Here is a 17,580-nt window from a genome sequence, read left to right on the forward strand (position 1 = left end):
GGATTCGTGTCATAAAAGAGAGGCGGGCTGTTGAAAATAGTAAAGGCCTCGAGGACAACTTCGAGGACTACTACGGCGTGGAGGACTACAAGTGCAAAATCAATCCTTTATGAACAATAGCTTTCAGCAGTCTTCGAATGGTTCGGGCAGCGCGCAAAACTCGTTTAACAAACAGGCGCCGAAATACCAGCCGGTTGGTTTCGTCACATCGATGTACGATCAAAGCCAAGGCCGGCAAAATTTCGGAGCCGCTCAAACGACGGGTAACCAGCAGCAAACGGCCCAAACGTTCCATACGTCCTCTTATCGCGGAAATCAACAAGGACACGATACGTATTTGCGCTCGGATTCCAAATCGCCGACCCAAAGCACCCAAAGCTTTAGCAGCCAGCCGTCGGCCGCCGGAACGAACTGGTCTTCGGGCCAGTCCGCACAGACGTTCCATACGGCGAACTATCGCGGCAGCCAGGCCGGACATGACAACTATTTGCGATCCGATTCGCAGTGGCCGAGCCAGACCCAAAGCCAAAGTCAGAGCCAGTTCATCGGCAGCGGCATAACGTCCTCCTACAAAACCGGCATTTCCGCTCAAGCCGGTCAAACGTATCAAAATCAAAACGCTCAATCGTTCCATACGGCGAATTATCGCGGCAACCAAGCAGGTCACGATCAATACCTGCGTTCCGATTCCGGCGCGCCTTCCTCCTATGGAGTTACAAGCTTTGGTAGCATGAAATAAGAAAGCAGTAAAGTTTGAAGCACATCAAATGGAACCCGCAAGGGACTTTGATGTGCTTCTTCTTTGTCACTGATAGTTGTTATTTTTCCTGCGAAACAAACGTACTACAAAAACGATAACAAGCAGCCAAAGCAGCATACTAACAATCGAAAGGAACGGAACTCCGAGCGAAAAGCCGGAAAACGGATTAAAAAGCGAGCCCAAAATCGTACCGAGAGCGAGCCCTCCGAACAAGCCGCCAAAGAAACCGCCAAAACCCGTTCGTGTCCCTGGCGTCGCTTTGGGGGCAGCCGGATTTCGCACCGTATTGTTCGGAGTGGCAGGGGTTGTGCGTGCCGGCGTTCCGATTCCGGGGTTGTAGCCTTGTCTCGGTGAACGGTAACTGCCGCCACGCTTGTAGGGTCTGACCGTATCGGCGTTTTCACTTGATGGCTCCTGCGCTTCGTACGATTGTTCCAAGGCGGCGGCTGGGGTGATGCCGGGCATGAGCAGTGGGATCAGCAGCAGGAACACGATCGTTTTATTCATCCGCTTATAAGCACCTCCACTTTGTAGCGTACCCATTCGTACCGGCCGCATACGGAGGCGGGCCTTTATTTCTTAGGAGGTAAAACTACGTCCAAGACGAGGTTTTTGTGATAAAATACACCAAATTGACGGGTACCTGAACCGCCGGTCTCCATGTATAATAAGAAGCATGAGGTACTTTCCTATAAAATTCGGTATCAGGAGGAATTCAGATGATTATACTCCCGCCCTCAATCAAGGATACTAAAAAGCGTCCGTTCGGAAAAATTGTTATCGCCAACGATGCCAAGAGAGCGCAAACGAATTAATGTCGTTTTTATTCAGACCGTGTAACTTCGAGATGGACTACGACGCTTACGTCAAGTTTTTGGTTAAGCATCAGGGGGAGCTGAATTTGCCGTATCCGTTTGCGGTCAAGTTTAGTTTTATAAGCAGTCCGTTACTATTCGGCAAAGGCCTGCTCGTCTTCTCGGAAGATCCGTACCAGATTGTCGGCGCCTTCGGATTCGTTTACGGCACCGGCGCTGGCGAATACGAGGACCGGCATATTTGTCAGGTGGAGACAGCTTTTCTGCTTCCTGCCTACCGCTCATCTTCGCTGTTTGCAAAGACGCTGCTTTTTCTTGTGAAGGAAATAAAAGCCGGCAACCCGGACGTGGAGACGATCCAGTTCTGGGCTGCTGCGGACTGCGGAGGTCTGGAAGGTATCATTTCCAGAATGCGCCATATCCCGAGTTCGAAGCAGTTGCCCGTTAACGATCTTGTCTGTCATCAGGCACCCTTTCGTGATGTGCACCTGTTTGCAGAGCGATTCGAGAACCGCTTTCGGGACGCTTTCGAATGAATGCCAAATAGACACCCTAATTCAGTAGGGTGTCCGGGATAATGGGATACCGGAGTCGCGAATCATCGCGGCTTTTTTGTCGTACGCTTTTCAGCGGAAACGTACCGCGTAAGGGTGACTCGGATGCCCGTGCGGATACGGGTTCATGCTGCTCGTCTCCCGGGGTTGCTGCTGCTTCTGCATATGGGCCGCTTGGATACACGCGTCGGTCGGCCCGATAATGATCGTTTCGTTATGAAGCGGCTCAAGCGTTCTTCTTACTAATTCGGGGTCGAGGCAGTACGTATGGCGAGCACCTCGACCGGGGTTTTCGTAAGGATGTCGGAGCCGAGTATGTATTCGGGATAAGGGGCGTCAAAAATAGCGAGCAGGTGTGTGCCGTCTTCCAAAGCGACTTCCCAATGCCACCAGCCTTGCGGGATATTGGCAACCTGTCCCGGAGTGATACGGACGCTCGTAACGATATTGTTGAACGGATTGATCAGGGAAACGGCGGCAGCTCCCGAGATGCAGTAGACAAGCTCGGCCGCATTTGGATGATAATGCGGTTCTACGACATGCCCTTTGCTTAAATAAATATCCAGAATCGAGACATCGCCCAATGTGTTGAGATTGTCCCGGCCAAGCCGGTTTATGAAATTATCGGCATTTCTCGTAAACAGACGATTTTGATTCAAATCGAAAAAGTATTGAATGTTCGGGTTTGTGTAATCCATATAGGATATAGTCATCTTCTTCACTCCCATCTGAGATGTTGGAAATACCATTAGAGAATATGCGCCGCCGCTGTTTTCATAACAATCGGCGGCGCGAAGAAGGTCCGTTAGCGTCGTTCGGGTTCGCTTCCCGTGTTCAAGCCGCTCCTGGTTCCAATGATCCATTCCCAATTAAGTGTTTATGCCTATATAAATTCACGAAACCACTGGATACAATTACATACTAGTATAAGAGCGAATAGGCATATAAGGAGCTTTAACGCAAGTACCGCCTAGTCTGACGACTATGACTTGTGTATCACAAGGGCTTATTCGTCGGAAGAAAGGTACAGGATTCTGTTAAAGCTCCTAGGGCTTTCGGCGGCAACTAAGGGAGGATCTGTAAGATGAGCAGCATTAGCGCAGGGGACGTGTACCGCGACCCGCTGGTTGCCAAGCTGGCGGAGGCAGCGGCAGCGGGCGACAGGGCGGGGATAAACACGCTTGTCCGGCTGGGAGCCGATGTGAATGCGCGCGGCGATGGCGGTGTCAGTCTGCTCCACTGGGCGCTTTTGCACCGCAATACGAATGGACTGATCGCGATTTTGTCGGCGGGGGCGAACCCCGCGCTGGTCGACGATCGCGGCAGAACGATTATGCACGATGCTGCTGAGCACGAAGATCCGGATCCGCTTATTGCTCTATTGATCGCCGGGGTGAATCCGGATCTGCGCCATGGATCGACCGGGCAAACGCCGCTGTTTACCGCGATTATGTACGGCAACGAGCGGCAGTTTCGCGCACTGCTGTCGGCTGGAGCGGATGTGAATGCAGTAGATATGAACGGAAACCGTCCGCTTCATCATGCGGCGAAGGTGAATGATGCGGCTCGCGCCCTTGTGCTGCTGGAGCTGGGAGCCGATCCTCGCGCCTTGAACGGACAAGGGGTGACGTTTCAGCGATATATGAATATGATGGACGACAAGCTGCGTACGCAGGCAGCCCGCGAAGCGAAGATGAGGCTGGATATGTGGCTGTACCACCATGGTATACCGCTGGAGCCGCGCTACTGACTTTGAGGAATTATTATATGAATAAGTTCGTCTCCGACAGCAAACCCTTACGTTGATCACCAATTTTTCGATGCAACGGGGGGTTATCATGAAACGATTGATTATGATTGCGGCCATATTGGCAGTGACAGGCTGTTCGAGTCAAAATATGCAAAGTAAGAAAGTTACTCCGAAGCAAGCGAAGGTGGAAGCTCCGTCCCGCAGCAGCAGCAATGCAAGCTTGACGCAAGCGTCATCCATCTCGACCGGCGGATCGGGAAGCCATATCATGCAGACGCCGGATGGAGCATCGAACTGGCTGGACTGGTACAATAATAATTTTCCGGCAGGCACTGGGAATCAGGCTTATCCATATCCGAATCAGGCAGCTAATCCCAATCCTTATCCGAGTCAACCGGCTAATCCGAACCAGAACGCAACTCCGAATCCGTACGCGGGCCAGCAGCCGTCTGCCGATGCGTCCCAGTTTGCTCAGCAGGTGTTCGAGTTGGTCAATAAGGAACGATCGAATGCAGGCCTAAGCCCGCTTACGATGAACAGCGGCCTCTCGAATGTGGCTATGGCCAAAGCGCAGGATATGTACAACAACAATTACTTCGATCATCAGTCCCCGACCTACGGGTCTCCGTTCGACATGATGAAGCAGTTCGGGATCACCTATAATTCGGCCGGTGAGAATATAGCCAAGGGGCAGACAAGCGCCACGGAAGTAATGAATCAGTGGATGAACAGCCCCGGACATCGCGCCAACATTCTGAACGCCAGCTTCACTCAGATCGGGGTAGCCTACTATAACAGTGAGTGGGTTCAAGAATTTACGGGGTAAGCGGCAAACCGGAATTTCGTAAATGTACGGAAAAGGACCTCGCCTTCGCTTCACCCGCAGGCGGGGTCCTGATTTGCGTTCGCTCAGGTTTCAACTGTAACCGAAGAGGGGGAATACCCCCGGAATCGTTTGAATTGCTTGGAAAACGAATACGGATCGGGGTATCCTACTATCGCCGACATTTCCTTCACTTTATAGGTCGAATGCTTCAGCAGATATTCGGCATACTCCATTGTTTTCCTCATCTGATATTCCTTCACCGGCATTCCGACGGATTGATGAAACAATTTGGAGCAGTAACTGGGAGACAATCCGGCCAAATCCGCCAGTTCCTTAAGTATAGTCCGTTCCGCCGGATGGTCATCGATGTACTTCTTCACCTTCATGATGCCCGGATGGACCGGGCTGCCGCTCCTGCTGCCTTTATAGTCTGCATATATAGCCGCAAGCGCTCTGCATAGGGCGGCGTGAACGAACAGATCCTTGGTGACGGAGCTTTCGAGTTGGCTGTACGTATAAACCGATTCAAACAGCTGCTGAATCGAAACGCCGTTTCGCGGCGAAAAGTAAAAGTGGAAGGGCTCTACACGCGATGGAACAAAGGTATCCGCAGCCGGATGATACAACCTGAAGCGCATCGGAAAAAAACGCAGCGTCGTTTTCTTCCTGCGGTATGCCTGGTGCTTCACACCGTTCATCAGAAACAGCAGACGATTCGGAACGAGTTCGATCGGCACATCCTCCACAACGTAAGTTCCTTCACCAGAAACGACATACAGCATGTGAATATCGTCCAGCACCCTCTCCGGAATGAGCCACTTCGAGTTGGGGCCGAGGCTAGCGTTGTACGACGCCTTGAGCCGGAACAAGTAAGGCTCCAGCATAACTTCTTTCATTAATAGCTCTAGCGATTGGAGAACGATAGCGCCGTTTTTTGACATGAGATAGCCCTGCCTTTGCGATCGATGCTTTTATACTACTGACGGATTCACGGCGTGTCAACCAAGAGGTGGGCTATTTAGGTCGTCCTCATTTGTGTGCGTTTTTTGACATGCTATTCGCTAGTTGTGACATTGGCCCTCGTTGCTCGTTCCGATAGACTAGGGATGCTTGACGAATTCATGAAGCATCCTGGATAGAACCAATAATGCTTGAAAGCGAGGCTAACCGATGAAGGAACAACCACAAGCGAATGTCGTCTTTATTATAGCGGACGATCATCGCGGCGATGCGATAGGCGCTTTCGGCAGCGAAACGGTGCAGACGCCGGTATTGGACAGGCTGGCGGCAGAAGGAACCGCTTTTCGCAATATGCATATATTCGGCGGTTTGACCGGGGCGCTGTGCGCTCCGAGCAGGGCATGCGTCCATACGGGGAAGTCGATTTTCCGGGCGATGATCGCCAAGGACGGGAGCGGCTGGGTTCATTCGAATACGATTCGACCGGATGTCTGCCTGATGCCGCAGCGGTTGCGCGAAGCCGGGTACCGGACCCATGCGGTCGGCAAATGGCATAACGATAAAGCGAGCTTCGCCCGCAGCTTCGAAGGCGGAGACAAGCTGTTCTTTTACGGCATGAGCGATCATAACAAGGTTCCGGTGCAAGATTTCGACCCGTCGGGAGCTTACCCTCAGGAGCGCGAATATATCGCGTCCGGGTTTTCGACAGAGCTGTTCACCGATGCTGCCGTCGGCTTCATCGAGAACTACAGCGAAGAACGTCCGTTTTTCCTCCATCTTGCCTATACGGCGCCGCATGATCCGTGGATCGCTCCCGAGCCATATGCCAGCATGTACAACAAGTCGGACATTTCGCTTCCGGCGAATTTTCAGTCCAGGCATCCGTTCGATAACGGCGATCTGACCGTAAGGGATGAGAAGCTGGCGGCGATACCGAGAGACGAGGACGAAATCCGCGGGCATATGGCCGCCTACTATGCGATGATTAGCCATATGGACGCACATATCGGCAAAGTGATCGACGCGCTGAAGGCCAAGGGTATATACGAAAATACGATTATCGTATATACGGCCGATCACGGGCTGGCCGTAGGTCAACACGGACTGATGGGTAAGCAGAACGTTTACGAACACAGCGTCCGCATTCCGTTTATCCTTCGCGGGCCGGGTATGGCGAGGGGGCGCCAGCAGGTTGAGATCGCCAGCAACATCGACATTTTCCCGACCGTAGCCGGATTATGCGGTGTAGAGATGCCTGCGGAAACGGACGGTGTTAGCCTGCTGCCGGTTGTTGCCGGGGAAAAGAGGGGCGTTCGCGATATCGTTTGTTCGGCGTACCGCGATGTACAGCGAATGGCGACGGACGGGCGCTGGAAGCTGATCCGTTATTACCGCTCGCGGGTAACGAACACCGGTACGGACACTTTGCAATTGTTCGATCTGCACCGCGACCCGTGGGAAACCGAAGATTTGTCGGCCGACCCTGCTTGCAGGGGGGAAATCGAACGTCTGGCCGAGCGGCTGTCCGGATGGATGAAGGCTTATGATGATATTATGGCTGGCGTGCCGGTTTTCCCGATTGCCGCAACAGAAGGTGCGCTCTAGGGCGATCGAGGCTATTGCGAACATAGGAGCGCAAAGGCGGGGATGGTTTGATGTCGCCCGCCAGCCTGGCCTGGCATAGCGGAAGCGCTAGTTCCGTTATCGCTCGTAAGCGCCGCTGACAGAGGCGATAAAGGAAGCAAAAGTTCCGTTATGCCGGGAAATCGAGCCGAATCCGGCTCATTCCGTGAGCTTAGCGGAACTTCTTGTTCCGTTATAGGGAATTTGCCAATTGGAATGCAGCGATAGCGGAAGTTTCGGTTCCGTTAAGCTCAAGCCAAACTAGGCTAAGCGATCAGTTTCCGCATTGACCCGATACCCTCCGCTAAAATACGAAGCTTTTTTACATAGACCATACACAAGCTTACATGACGTTAACATATACCCGGTATACTAAGGATGTATCGACACGCAATCATTACATCCAGATACAGGGAGATGAGTTATGGGCATTCACACTTATTTCAGATCGTTAACGGAACTGGAACGCATTATTCGTTGTCCGGGCAAGTTCAAGTTCGAGGAGCATAGCGTCGCGGCCCATTCATGGAAAGTGGTCCAATATGCGAAAACACTGGCGGATATCGAGGAAACACACGGGGTGACGATTAATTGGAAGAAGCTGTACCAGATTACGAGCAGCCACGATTACGGCGAAATTTTTATCGGGGATATCAAAACACCGGTCAAGCACGCTTCGCCGGAGCTCCGCTCATTAATTCAGCAAGTGGAGGAGGGCATGGTGTACAAGTTCATCGAGGAGCAAATTCCCGAAGCGTACAAGCCTATTTTTCACGACCAGCTGCGTGAAGGCAAGGACGATTCCGTTGAAGGCTTGATTCTCGAAGTGGCGGACAAAATGGATCAGGTGTACGAAGCGTTCGCCGAGCTGCAGAGGGGGAACACCGAGAAGGAATTCGTCGTCATGTACCGGAACGCTTTAATCAAAATCAAAAACATCGATTTGCACTGTGTCCGCTATTTCCTCGATTACATTCTCCCGGATATGGTAGGCGAACAGATTCTTTCCTCCGTCGATATTAAAAGGATTACGGAAGAAGCTTTGGCGATTACCGTCGCCGACTGATCCTCGTTTTGCCAAAATCGTTTTATTCTCCCGTTTCTTATGGAACTTCCACTTCAAAACAATCCCGGAAACAGCACGAAAGCCCGCCGGATTCGACGGACTTTTTTTGCCGTTGGCCTGCTTCGTAAACCGCCCCGTCAGGACGTCTCCTGTCCGGCTTCCTTCAGCTTGTTGTACAGCGTTCCCCGCGAAATGCCGAGCTGCTTCGCCGCCGCGCTTTTATTTCCGGCCGTCTTCGCCAGCGCTTCCCGTATCGCATGGATATCGATGTCCGCGTCGGTGTAGCTGTCGTCATCCGCCGGGACATCCGGCAGCGTCTGCCGGTCGTTATGAAGACTTGCAGGCAGGTGATCCGGCGTGACGATTTCGCCATCGCTCAAAATGACGCAGCGTTCGATAACGTTGCTGAGCTCGTGCATGTTCCCCGGCCATTTGTAGCGGGAAAAGGCGATAAACACTTCGGGGGAGAGTGCCGGCACCGGTTTGCGGTACCGCTCCGCATATCGCGCCAGAAGCATCCGCGACAAGGCTGGGATGTCCTCCGTACGTTCCCGCAAGGGCGGGATGCGGATCGACATCGCCTGCAGCATGTAATACAAGTCGGACCGGAATTCTCCCTGTTCCGCCAAGACTTCCAAATTCGCCGTTGTAGCGAGAAGCAGTCTAGCGCGCACGGGAATCGGTTCGAAGCCGCCCTGCCGGACGACCGTGTATTGCTTAAGCGTATGATATAGCTTCGCTTGCAGCTCCGGCGATAAACGCTCGATTTCGCTGATGAACAGCGTGCCGTCGTTCGCTTCCTCCAGCTTGCCCGGCTGACCGCTAACGGTCCCCGTAAACGTTCCTCCCTGATAGCCGAACAGCTCGGCTTCGAGCAGCCCCGCAGGCGTGATTCCGCAGTGGACGGCAAGAAACGGCTCGCTGGACCGAGGACCCGCTTGATGAATCCATTTGGCGAGCTGCTGCTTGCCGACGCCGGATTCCCCGACGAGAAGCACGGGAACATCGCTGCCGGCCACCTTTTCCGCCATATCCATAACGTTCGCGATTGCCGAGCCCTTGGCCTTCAGCGACGCAAACAGCTCATCCGCACCAGAGGGGGCATTGTCCGGGGAGGTCAGCTGATCGTTGAGGCGGACGAGCTGCGAGATGTCCTGCTCCGCCGCGATTCCCCCGATGATCCTACCGCTCGCGTCGCGAACCGGCGACACGTTAATGAGCACATGTTTATCGTCGCGCGAACGATGGTAGGCTCCGCGGACGACGCGGCCTTCGTCAAGAATGCCAAGCACCATCAGGTTTTCTTTCTTGAACAAACTCCCGATGTCCTGTCCCTCTACATCCGACCGGGGCAGGCTGTACATCGATTCCGCAGCCGTATTCCAGAGCATGACTTTCCCTTGCTGATCGACGATAGTGACCGCATCCGTCACGGTTTCGGCAAGTGCGGCAAAATAGGCGGCTCCGCGCTGCTGCTCCATAGCGGCGTACTCGAGCAGATCGGTCAGGGTAGTATAACCGATGAAACTTCCTTCGCCGTTCCGGAACAGAATCGGCCGGCTGCGGACTTCTCTCAGACGGGGCAGCAGCGTACCAAGTGAGAGCGTTTCATCATAAAGTAAAACAAGCGAAGCAAGATGCCGGTTTGTCCGCTGCCACGCGTCCAAAGCGTCTTCGGACGGAAACGTCTGAAGCAGGGGCAAGTCGTCGCTTGTAAATAGGCAGACGTCGCTATCTACTACGGACAAAGCCGGTTCTCCCGAACGCAAACAAGAAGCGAGCTCGCCAATCGTGGAACCTGTGCGAACGGGGAGAAACCGGGTATGGAACGGGATCGACTCGTATTTGACCATAACGTACCTCTCGAGCGGTTGATCATTTTAGTCAAGTTTACCATGAAAACGGTATGTGTTCAAAATTGACATTGCACTATACACATGTATTTGAACAATGTTGTACAAATTAAAGAAAATAATTAAACATATATGTACAAATAGAACGCGTTAGTTGTATAATTCCATTATCAGTTAGACAGTATCCTACAAAGGATGTGCACCATATGGAAACGATGCTGAGAAATCTATTTCAAGCGCTCGGCAAAAGTCACTCCGCTAACCGGATGGCGAAAAAGTACGGACTTCGCTTCGGCGCGGCTCGTTTTGTCGCCGGCGAGTCGATCCGGCAGGCGATCGAGGCCGTTCGTAAGCTGAACGAGGACGGGCGGATGGCGACGCTGGACCATTTGGGCGAGTTCGTATACAGCGAGGAGGAAGCACTGCAATCCGCCGACATGTGCGTGCAAACGCTGGATGCGATTGCGCAGGCGGGCGTTGTTTCGAATTTGTCGCTCAAAATGACTTCGCTTGGTCTCGATAGCAGCCGGGAGCTTTGTATGCGGAATATGCGCCGGATTTTGGACCGCGCCCGCGAGCACGGCAATTTCGTCCGGATCGATATGGAGGACTATGCACATTGCCAGACGTCGCTGGATATATACCGCGAGCTGCGGCGGGATTACGACAATGTAGGGATCGTGCTTCAGGCGTATTTGTTCCGGACCCGGCAGGATATTCAGGATATGAACGGGCTTCGCGCCAATCTGCGGCTCGTTAAGGGAGCGTATAAGGAATCGATCGAGGTCGCTTATGCAAGCAAAAAGGATGTCGACGAAAACTACAAGGCGATGATCCGGGAGCATATGGAAAACGGGAATTACGCGGCTGTCGCCAGTCACGACGAGGCGGTCGTCTCGTTCACGAAGCAATTTGCCGCCGAACGCGGGATCGCCTCTGACCGGTTCGAGTTCCAGATGCTGTACGGGATATGCGAGGAGATGCAGAAGCGGCTCGTTCAGGAAGGCTACCGGGTGCGCGTCTATGTGCCTTATGGCATCGACTGGTTCGGTTATTTCATGAGGCGTCTGGCCGAGAGACCGGCCAATGTTTGGTTCGTGCTTAAAAATTTATTCAAATAATCCGTATATCGAGAGGAGTTTTACTTATGAATGCATTACCTGGCATCGTTCCGTATGTTAATGAGCCTTTTACCGATTTCTCGCAGCCGGAGAACATCCGGGCGATGGAGGCGGCCCTATCCAAAGTCAAAGCAGAGCTCGGCCGCGAATATCCGCTTTATATCGGGCCAAACACGATCGTCACCGACGCGAAGATTACATCGATCAATCCGGGAAACGTCAGCGAAGTGATCGGCTATGTCAGTAAAGCGGATCAGGCGTTGGCCGAACAGGCGATGCAGGCTGCGCTGCAAACATTCGAGACCTGGAAGCGGGTACCCGCCCATGAGAGGGCCGGTTATTTATTTAAGGCTGCTGCGCTTATGCGTGAGCGTAAACACGAGTTTTCCGCGCTCATGATTCTGGAGGCGGGCAAAAACTACGTCGAGGCGGATGTCGATACGGCGGAAGCGATCGATTTTATGGAATTTTACGCCCGCGAGATGATTCGATTAAGCGAAACGAACGAACGCCAGCCGCTAGTAAAAATTCCGGGCGAGGACAACAAGCTGACTTATATCCCGCTTGGCGTCGGCATCGTTATCCCGCCATGGAACTTTCCGCTCGCCATCTGCGTCGGCATGACGACGGCGGCGATCGTATCGGGCAATACGGTGCTGCTGAAGCCCGCTTCGACAACACCGGTTATTGCTCATAAGTTCGTTGCGCTGATGAGGGAGGTCGGGCTGCCGGACGGCGTCATTAATTTCGTGCCGGGAAGCGGAGCAGAGGTCGGCGATTATTTGACGACACATCCGAAAACGCGGTTTATCAGCTTTACCGGCTCGAAGGAGGTAGGTCTGCGCATTAACAGGCTGGCAGCGGAAACGGCGCCGGGTCAAATCTGGATCAAACGCGTAGTGGCGGAGATGGGCGGCAAGGACGGCGTCATTGTCGACGAAACGGCCGATCTGGATGCGGCGGCCGCGGCCATCGTAGCTTCGGCTTTCGGCTTCCAGGGTCAAAAATGCTCGGCGGGTTCGAGAGCGATCGTGGTCGAGCAGGTTTACGAGCAGGTGGTCGAAAAGGTGCTCGCCTTGACCGCAGCGCTTCGGGTCGGGCTGCCGGAGCAGAACGGGCAGGTCGGTCCGGTGATCGACGAAACGTCGTACAATCGGATACTCGCCTATATCGAGATCGGCAAGCAGGAAGGAACTCTGCTCGCGGGCGGTGGGAAGGTGGATGGAAACGGCTACTACATCCAGCCTACCGTTTTCGGCGATGTAAGCGGCAAGGCCCGGATCATGCAGGAGGAAATTTTCGGACCCGTTCTCACTATTGCCAAAGCGAAAGATTGGCAGGAAGCGATCGCGATCTATAACGATACGGAGTTCGGCTTGACCGGCTCGTATTTCTCGACGAGCGAGGAGCGGATCGCAGCGGCTCTGGAGCTTGTACATTGCGGCAATCTGTACATCAACCGCAAGTGCACCGGCGCGCTTGTCGGCGTTCATCCGTTCGGCGGCTTTAATATGTCCGGCACCGATTCCAAAGCGGGCGGTTACGACTACCTGCTGCTGTTCACGCAGGCTAAACTGACTTCGCGCAAAAGCTGAACGAGGCCAATGTGCCTTATTGCCGCCTCCATCCGTCCGTTATCGGTCGTTTGGAGGCGGTTTGTATGTAATCGCGGTGAAAAGGGACAAGGGCGCATTCACGCCCCGATTACGAAATCGCCTGCGCCGAAGTTTCGGCCTCAGTCGCTTGAACCCGGCGCGTCCGCCCGCTCGCATACAAGCTGAGCAGGACGAGCGCCACGCAAAACGTCATGGCGATGGTGATCCCGCCTTCCAGCGACCTGCCGGCCGTTTGGCTGATCGCAATGATGGCCCCGCCGATGCCTACGGCTACGCCGGGCGTGAACGAGTCGGCGAATTGCAGGCTGCCCGATACTTGCCCGGACTGGCCTCCCTTGACAAGTGTAAAGGCGACGGTACCGCTCGTCGTATGGGCAAGGCCTATCCCGATGCCCGCTACGATTTCGCCGAAAATAGCGAGCGGCACATGCACTGCCGGCACCCATACGAGCATGCCGATCCCGAGTATCATCAGCACAACGCCTGCCATTATCCGCTTGTGCCGTCCACGTCCCTGGTCCGCCGCATCCCAGCGGGCCTGCAAAATCGCGATGATGCTCCAGCTGAGCGCGGCACTCGCCACGATGAGACCGGCTTTGTCGGCCGATAACCCTTTCGTTTCCGTAAGCGATAGCACCAGGAAGTTCTGCGTGCACACATAGGCGGCGAAAAACAAGCCGCGAGAGGCGATCAGGGATGATAAGCCGGGGCGCAGCGCGAAGGTGCCGGCCGGCAGAAGCCTGCGCAGAGGCACGATCATCAGAGCCAAGCCGGCCAGCAGCAGCGCGATGCCGAGCACCCGCGGCAGCATGCCGAGACCGCTCAGAAACATTCCGGTGCCGAGCGCCAGCAGCACGGACAATCCGATCACGCCCGATTCCGGCTTGCCGGCAGCCGGCGGCATTTTCAGCTTGCGAAATACCGGCATGCTAAGGATGGCGGCCACGAGCAGAATAGGCAGGACGCCCCAGAATACGTAACGCCAGGACCATGTCTGCGCGATCACGCCGGCTACATAAGGACCCAGCATGGAGGGAAGCACGTAGGCGGTGCCGAGCGCGCCCAATATTTTGGCGCGGAGATGGTCCGGATATTGCAGCGAGATGGCCGTGTACATGCAGGTATACATGGAGCCCGCGCCAAAACCTTGCAGCGCCCGTGCGGCGATCAGCATATACATATCGTTTGCTATGGCGGCCGCGACCAGTCCGACGGCGAACAGGATGAGCGCGATTGTAAACAGCAGGGCGGGACCTTTTCTGTCGATTTGCCGCCCGATAATCATGGTGCCGATAATTTGCGCAAGCAAATAAGCGCTGAATATCCAGCCGAACAAATGAAGTCCTTGCAAATCTCCGGCAATGACGGGCGCGACCGTCGTCACCGCCAAGCCTTCGAATCCGATCGCCATAACGGCGAGAATAATTCCGACCGTCAGCGCGAGATAACGTGAGCTGAAAATACTTCCTGTTGCAGACAAGGGGGTCACCTTCCATCCTGAAATGTAGAAATAGAGCATTCGGATACTTTCTAAACAAATATCTTTACAAACAAAGTAAACGCCGGCTTTGACTTTGTCAACAATTTTCTTTATAATCTCATCAGGACGTAAGTTAAAGGCGATTGGGATGAAAACGATGAGTTCTCGGACAAAAGAAGGCGCCGAACGAACGAGAAGAGCCATTATTAATACGCTTAAGCAAAACGGCGCCACGGATGCGCACCAGCTGGCGGTCCAGCTCGGCGTTACCGCTATGGCCGTACGGCAGCATTTATACGACCTGCAGGAGAAGAAGCTGGTTACGTTCACGGAAGAGCCGAGAGCGATGGGGCGTCCGGCAAAAATGTGGGCGCTCACAGCCGAGGCGAACCGGCTGTTTCCCGACGGCTACGCCGATCTTACCGTCAGTCTGATCGATTCGATGAAGGAAGCGTTCGGCGAGGAAGGACTGGAGAAGCTGTTGGATATCCGCGCACGCAAGCAGGTGGCGGAATACCGGAAACGGGTACCGGAAGAGCTGCCGTTCAAGGAAAAACTGCTCGCTCTGGCCGAAGCGCGCACAGCTGAAGGATATATGGCCGAAATTATGGATGACGGTGCCGGTGGCTACTTGATCGTGGAGAAGCATTGCCCGATCTGCGAGGCGGCGAAAGCTTGCTCCGGCATTTGCAAAAAAGAGCTGGACATGTTCCAGCTCGTCCTGGGCGACGAAGCGCGGATCGCGAGGGGAGAACACATTTTGCAGGGCGATAACCGGTGCGTGTACTCGGTCCAAATGGACGAAACGCCGGTGCGGTCGTCCTGAACAGGAAACGGGCACAGCTTGGCCTACTATAAGCCGGAGGATATGTTATGATTGAACTGAAAGGTCGCACTGTGCACAAAACGGTCGAACCGGAAGTCGGCAAGTCGATTTTGGAGCTTGCTTTGCAGCATAAGATCGATTGGGGCTTCAACTGTACGCGCGGCACATGCGCCAGATGCCGCTGTTTCGTCAGCGAGGGCAAGGACTATTTGAGCCCGCCGAACGATGCCGAATACGACCGGATGGACGAGGATGAAATCGAAGAAGGCTACCGGCTTGCATGCCAGGCGAGAATCGCCGCGCCGGGTGCGGTCGCGGTCAGGCTGAAAACTTATTTCTAGACGCTTGGGGGAGCCGGCGATGTACCCGATGGAACCAAGAAGACTAACGATTGCCGATTATATGAGTCAAGGCACCACGTTTCGCCTGTTCAGGCATAAGCTGGAGAAGCCTATCGACCTTCATTGGCATGAGTTTTACGAGCTTGCCTTCGTTTACGAGGGGGAAGGCTACCAGATCTGGAACGGGACGAAATACAAGCTTGGACCCGGGAGCTTGTTTCTCCTGACCCCTGCGGACTTTCACGAGATCGGACCGGAGCCGGGCAGTACGATGCTGCTGTTTAATACGATTTTGTCCGAGGACATTTTGTCGGAGGAACTGCTGCAGCTGCTGTTTCGCGGCGGAGAAGGCTATGCGGCCGAGGTGGCGGGCGACGATCGCGAGCTGCTTGTTCACGAATTCGAGCGCATCTGGACGGAATGCTTGGAAGAGCGCGAAGGCAGCCGCATCTGGGTACGCGGAGCGATGGAGCGTATCCTCATCTTGCTTGCCCGGCACCGGATCAGCGCCGAAGGCCGGAGAGCGGAAGGCGATCATCTGAAGCCTTCCGTACGCCGGGCGCTGACCTACATCCATCACCATTTTCGCCTGCCGCTCACACTGGACGAAGCAGCGAAGCACGCCGGCATGTCCACGAACTATTTCAGCGCCACGTTCCGGAAATCGACCGGCATCGCGTTCCAGAACTATTTGCAGGCGCTGCGGCTGCGGTTTGCGCGAACGCTTCTGCAAGCATCCGACCTGCCGGTAACCGATATTTGTTATGCTTCCGGCTTTAATACGTTGTCGCATTTCGAGCGGGCGTTCAAAAAAGAATTCGGCGCCGCGCCGCGCTCGATGCGGAAGGAAACGAAGGCAAGCGGCTCGGCATCGGGGGATTGACGACTCGGACTTTACTTGTAAAACAAAACAAAGCAGCTGTGCGGAACGTATTTCCGGCAGCTGCTTTGTTTTGTTTTCGTATCGGTCCAGCGATTTACGCCTGATCCAGATAGTCGTAATCCGGGTATACGTAAGGCGTTTTCGGCGGTTGAATTTTCTCGATCTGCTTGGCGTTCAGCAGCATGTAGTCATAGTCGTCGTATTTCGTTTTGCCCAGCGTACCGGATATGCGGACCCACGTATCGACGGGAAACGAAGCGGCTGAGGGAGATTCCACCAATATGCCGTACGGCGAAGCGTCGGCCGAGCAGCATTGCATCGCCAGCCTGGAGACGACGAACTGGTTCGGCTTCATTCCTTCCTCGCGATACACGAAACCGCTGATCTCGATTTGTTTGCCGAGGAACGGGTCCAGGAACATGTCGATCGTCGTCAATATTTCCATAAAGCCTTTCTCGGGCAAAGCGATGACATCTTGCTTGTAGAGCTTCTTGGCGAGTTTCGTGTAGCCGTCGTTAAAGCCGTCGGATTTGAAAAGTTCGTCCAGGGGAACGTCGGCGCTGGCTTGCCGGTCCGTCGAAGCGGAGTTTGTGCTGCTTCCAGTGGTCGAAGCGGCCTGTCCGGCCCCGGCCGAAAGGCTGCTTTCGCTTGCGCCCGCCGCCTGAGTGTTATCCGCCTTAACGCCGGCCGTTGTCTGGACGGGCACATTCGGCTTGCCGGCTTCCGCCGTCGTCAGGTTCATCCCTTTCATAGATACGACGCGGCTGCCCATCAACTGGTCCGGCAGCAGAAAGCCGAGCGCAAGCGGAACCAGGAAAAGCCCGTACACGACGATATTGCCTAGGAACGATCGCGGCGGCTCGTGGTTGCAGTCGCACGACTCCGGCTTATCGAAGACGGAGCGAAACGCCATATACGCTTGATGAATGGCGATAGCAAACAACGCCAGGGCAGCCAGCTTGACATACAAATGCATCCTCGGCGCGATGTAATACACTAGGCGGTCATTTTGCACGAGATAGACGATATAGGCGCAAAATCCGCCCATGATCGCGGCGCGCAGCACATAATGCACGGCCAGGGAACGTTCGGTTTGCATAGATTCG

General features: G+C 54.4%; 17 protein-coding genes. 11 read left to right on the forward strand and 6 right to left on the reverse strand.

Annotated features, from left to right (window positions below; genetic code table 11):
• Positions 1-91: 91 nt before the first annotated feature.
• Positions 92-739, forward strand: coding sequence for a hypothetical protein (locus D7M11_RS13025; protein ID WP_120747663.1), 648 nt, complete (start codon positions 92-94; stop codon positions 737-739).
• Positions 740-805: 66 nt separating this feature from the next.
• Here the strand turns inward: D7M11_RS13025 and D7M11_RS13030 are convergent, their stop codons facing one another.
• The gene (locus D7M11_RS13030; protein ID WP_120747664.1) at positions 806-1,267 is read right to left on the reverse strand and encodes a hypothetical protein; all 462 of its coding nucleotides are present in this window, start codon (positions 1,265-1,267) and stop codon (positions 806-808) included.
• A 307-nt stretch (positions 1,268-1,574) separates the two neighbouring features.
• Between D7M11_RS13030 and D7M11_RS13035 the strand changes: the two genes are divergently transcribed.
• Positions 1,575-2,111 carry a hypothetical protein gene (locus D7M11_RS13035; protein WP_120747665.1) on the forward strand — a complete coding sequence of 179 codons (537 nt, stop codon included), beginning with the start codon at positions 1,575-1,577 and terminating at the stop codon, positions 2,109-2,111.
• Between the two features lie 260 nt (positions 2,112-2,371).
• Here the strand turns inward: D7M11_RS13035 and D7M11_RS13040 are convergent, their stop codons facing one another.
• Entirely contained in the window at positions 2,372-2,842 is a 471-nt protein-coding gene (locus D7M11_RS13040) for a cupin domain-containing protein (protein ID WP_240041089.1), read from the reverse strand.
• 371 nt (positions 2,843-3,213) lie between these two features.
• Here D7M11_RS13040 and D7M11_RS13045 point away from each other — a divergent pair, with 371 nt between their 5' ends.
• Both D7M11_RS13045 and D7M11_RS13050 read left to right on the forward strand, forming a co-directional pair.
• Positions 3,214-3,879: an ankyrin repeat domain-containing protein gene (locus D7M11_RS13045; protein WP_120747666.1), complete on the forward strand. Its 666-nt coding sequence runs from the start codon at positions 3,214-3,216 to the stop codon at positions 3,877-3,879.
• 88 nt (positions 3,880-3,967) lie between these two features.
• Positions 3,968-4,705, forward strand: a complete 738-nt coding sequence (locus D7M11_RS13050; RefSeq protein WP_120747667.1) for a CAP domain-containing protein — start codon at positions 3,968-3,970, stop codon at positions 4,703-4,705.
• A gap of 83 nt (positions 4,706-4,788) precedes the next feature.
• Here D7M11_RS13050 and D7M11_RS13055 read toward each other — a convergent pair whose 3' ends face one another.
• Complete coding sequence (locus D7M11_RS13055; protein WP_120747668.1) at positions 4,789-5,646, reverse strand: helix-turn-helix domain-containing protein; 858 nt, start codon at positions 5,644-5,646, stop codon at positions 4,789-4,791.
• Positions 5,647-5,875: 229 nt separating this feature from the next.
• Between D7M11_RS13055 and D7M11_RS13060 the strand changes: the two genes are divergently transcribed.
• Complete coding sequence (locus D7M11_RS13060; protein ID WP_120747669.1) at positions 5,876-7,270, forward strand: sulfatase family protein; 1,395 nt, start codon at positions 5,876-5,878, stop codon at positions 7,268-7,270.
• A 442-nt stretch (positions 7,271-7,712) separates the two neighbouring features.
• Positions 7,713-8,354 carry a YfbR-like 5'-deoxynucleotidase gene (locus D7M11_RS13065; RefSeq protein WP_120747670.1) on the forward strand — a complete coding sequence of 214 codons (642 nt, stop codon included), beginning with the start codon at positions 7,713-7,715 and terminating at the stop codon, positions 8,352-8,354.
• 137 nt (positions 8,355-8,491) lie between these two features.
• Here D7M11_RS13065 and D7M11_RS13070 read toward each other — a convergent pair whose 3' ends face one another.
• Positions 8,492-10,207 carry a sigma-54 interaction domain-containing protein gene (locus D7M11_RS13070; RefSeq protein WP_120747671.1) on the reverse strand — a complete coding sequence of 572 codons (1,716 nt, stop codon included), beginning with the start codon at positions 10,205-10,207 and terminating at the stop codon, positions 8,492-8,494.
• 206 nt (positions 10,208-10,413) lie between these two features.
• Here D7M11_RS13070 and D7M11_RS13075 point away from each other — a divergent pair, with 206 nt between their 5' ends.
• Positions 10,414-11,328, forward strand: a complete 915-nt coding sequence (locus D7M11_RS13075; RefSeq protein WP_120747672.1) for a proline dehydrogenase family protein — start codon at positions 10,414-10,416, stop codon at positions 11,326-11,328.
• Positions 11,329-11,354: 26 nt separating this feature from the next.
• Positions 11,355-12,923, forward strand: coding sequence for an L-glutamate gamma-semialdehyde dehydrogenase (gene pruA / locus D7M11_RS13080; RefSeq protein WP_120747673.1), 1,569 nt, complete (start codon positions 11,355-11,357; stop codon positions 12,921-12,923).
• A gap of 109 nt (positions 12,924-13,032) precedes the next feature.
• On the opposite strand, the gene D7M11_RS13085 is transcribed toward pruA, so the two are convergent.
• Positions 13,033-14,433, reverse strand: a complete 1,401-nt coding sequence (locus D7M11_RS13085; protein ID WP_420818176.1) for an MFS transporter — start codon at positions 14,431-14,433, stop codon at positions 13,033-13,035.
• 148 nt (positions 14,434-14,581) lie between these two features.
• On the opposite strand from D7M11_RS13085, the gene D7M11_RS13090 reads away from it, so the two are divergent.
• From D7M11_RS13090 to D7M11_RS13100, 3 genes are read left to right on the forward strand one after another with little or no spacing between them, the layout of a single operon-like run.
• Positions 14,582-15,250, forward strand: a complete 669-nt coding sequence (locus tag D7M11_RS13090) for a helix-turn-helix transcriptional regulator (RefSeq protein WP_120747808.1) — start codon at positions 14,582-14,584, stop codon at positions 15,248-15,250.
• Between the two features lie 47 nt (positions 15,251-15,297).
• A complete protein-coding gene (locus D7M11_RS13095) occupies positions 15,298-15,591 on the forward strand; it encodes a 2Fe-2S iron-sulfur cluster-binding protein (protein WP_120747675.1) in 294 nt (97 codons plus the stop codon).
• 28 nt (positions 15,592-15,619) lie between these two features.
• Positions 15,620-16,474: an AraC family transcriptional regulator gene (locus tag D7M11_RS13100; RefSeq protein ID WP_205127050.1), complete on the forward strand. Its 855-nt coding sequence runs from the start codon at positions 15,620-15,622 to the stop codon at positions 16,472-16,474.
• Between the two features lie 94 nt (positions 16,475-16,568).
• Here D7M11_RS13100 and D7M11_RS13105 read toward each other — a convergent pair whose 3' ends face one another.
• Positions 16,569-17,573 carry a TIGR03943 family putative permease subunit gene (locus D7M11_RS13105; protein ID WP_120747677.1) on the reverse strand — a complete coding sequence of 335 codons (1,005 nt, stop codon included), beginning with the start codon at positions 17,571-17,573 and terminating at the stop codon, positions 16,569-16,571.
• Positions 17,574-17,580: the final 7 nt, after the last annotated feature.

It is taken from the genome of Paenibacillus ginsengarvi, from assembly GCF_003626695.1.
GTDB lineage: Bacteria > Bacillota > Bacilli > Paenibacillales > NBRC-103111 > Paenibacillus_AB > Paenibacillus_AB ginsengarvi.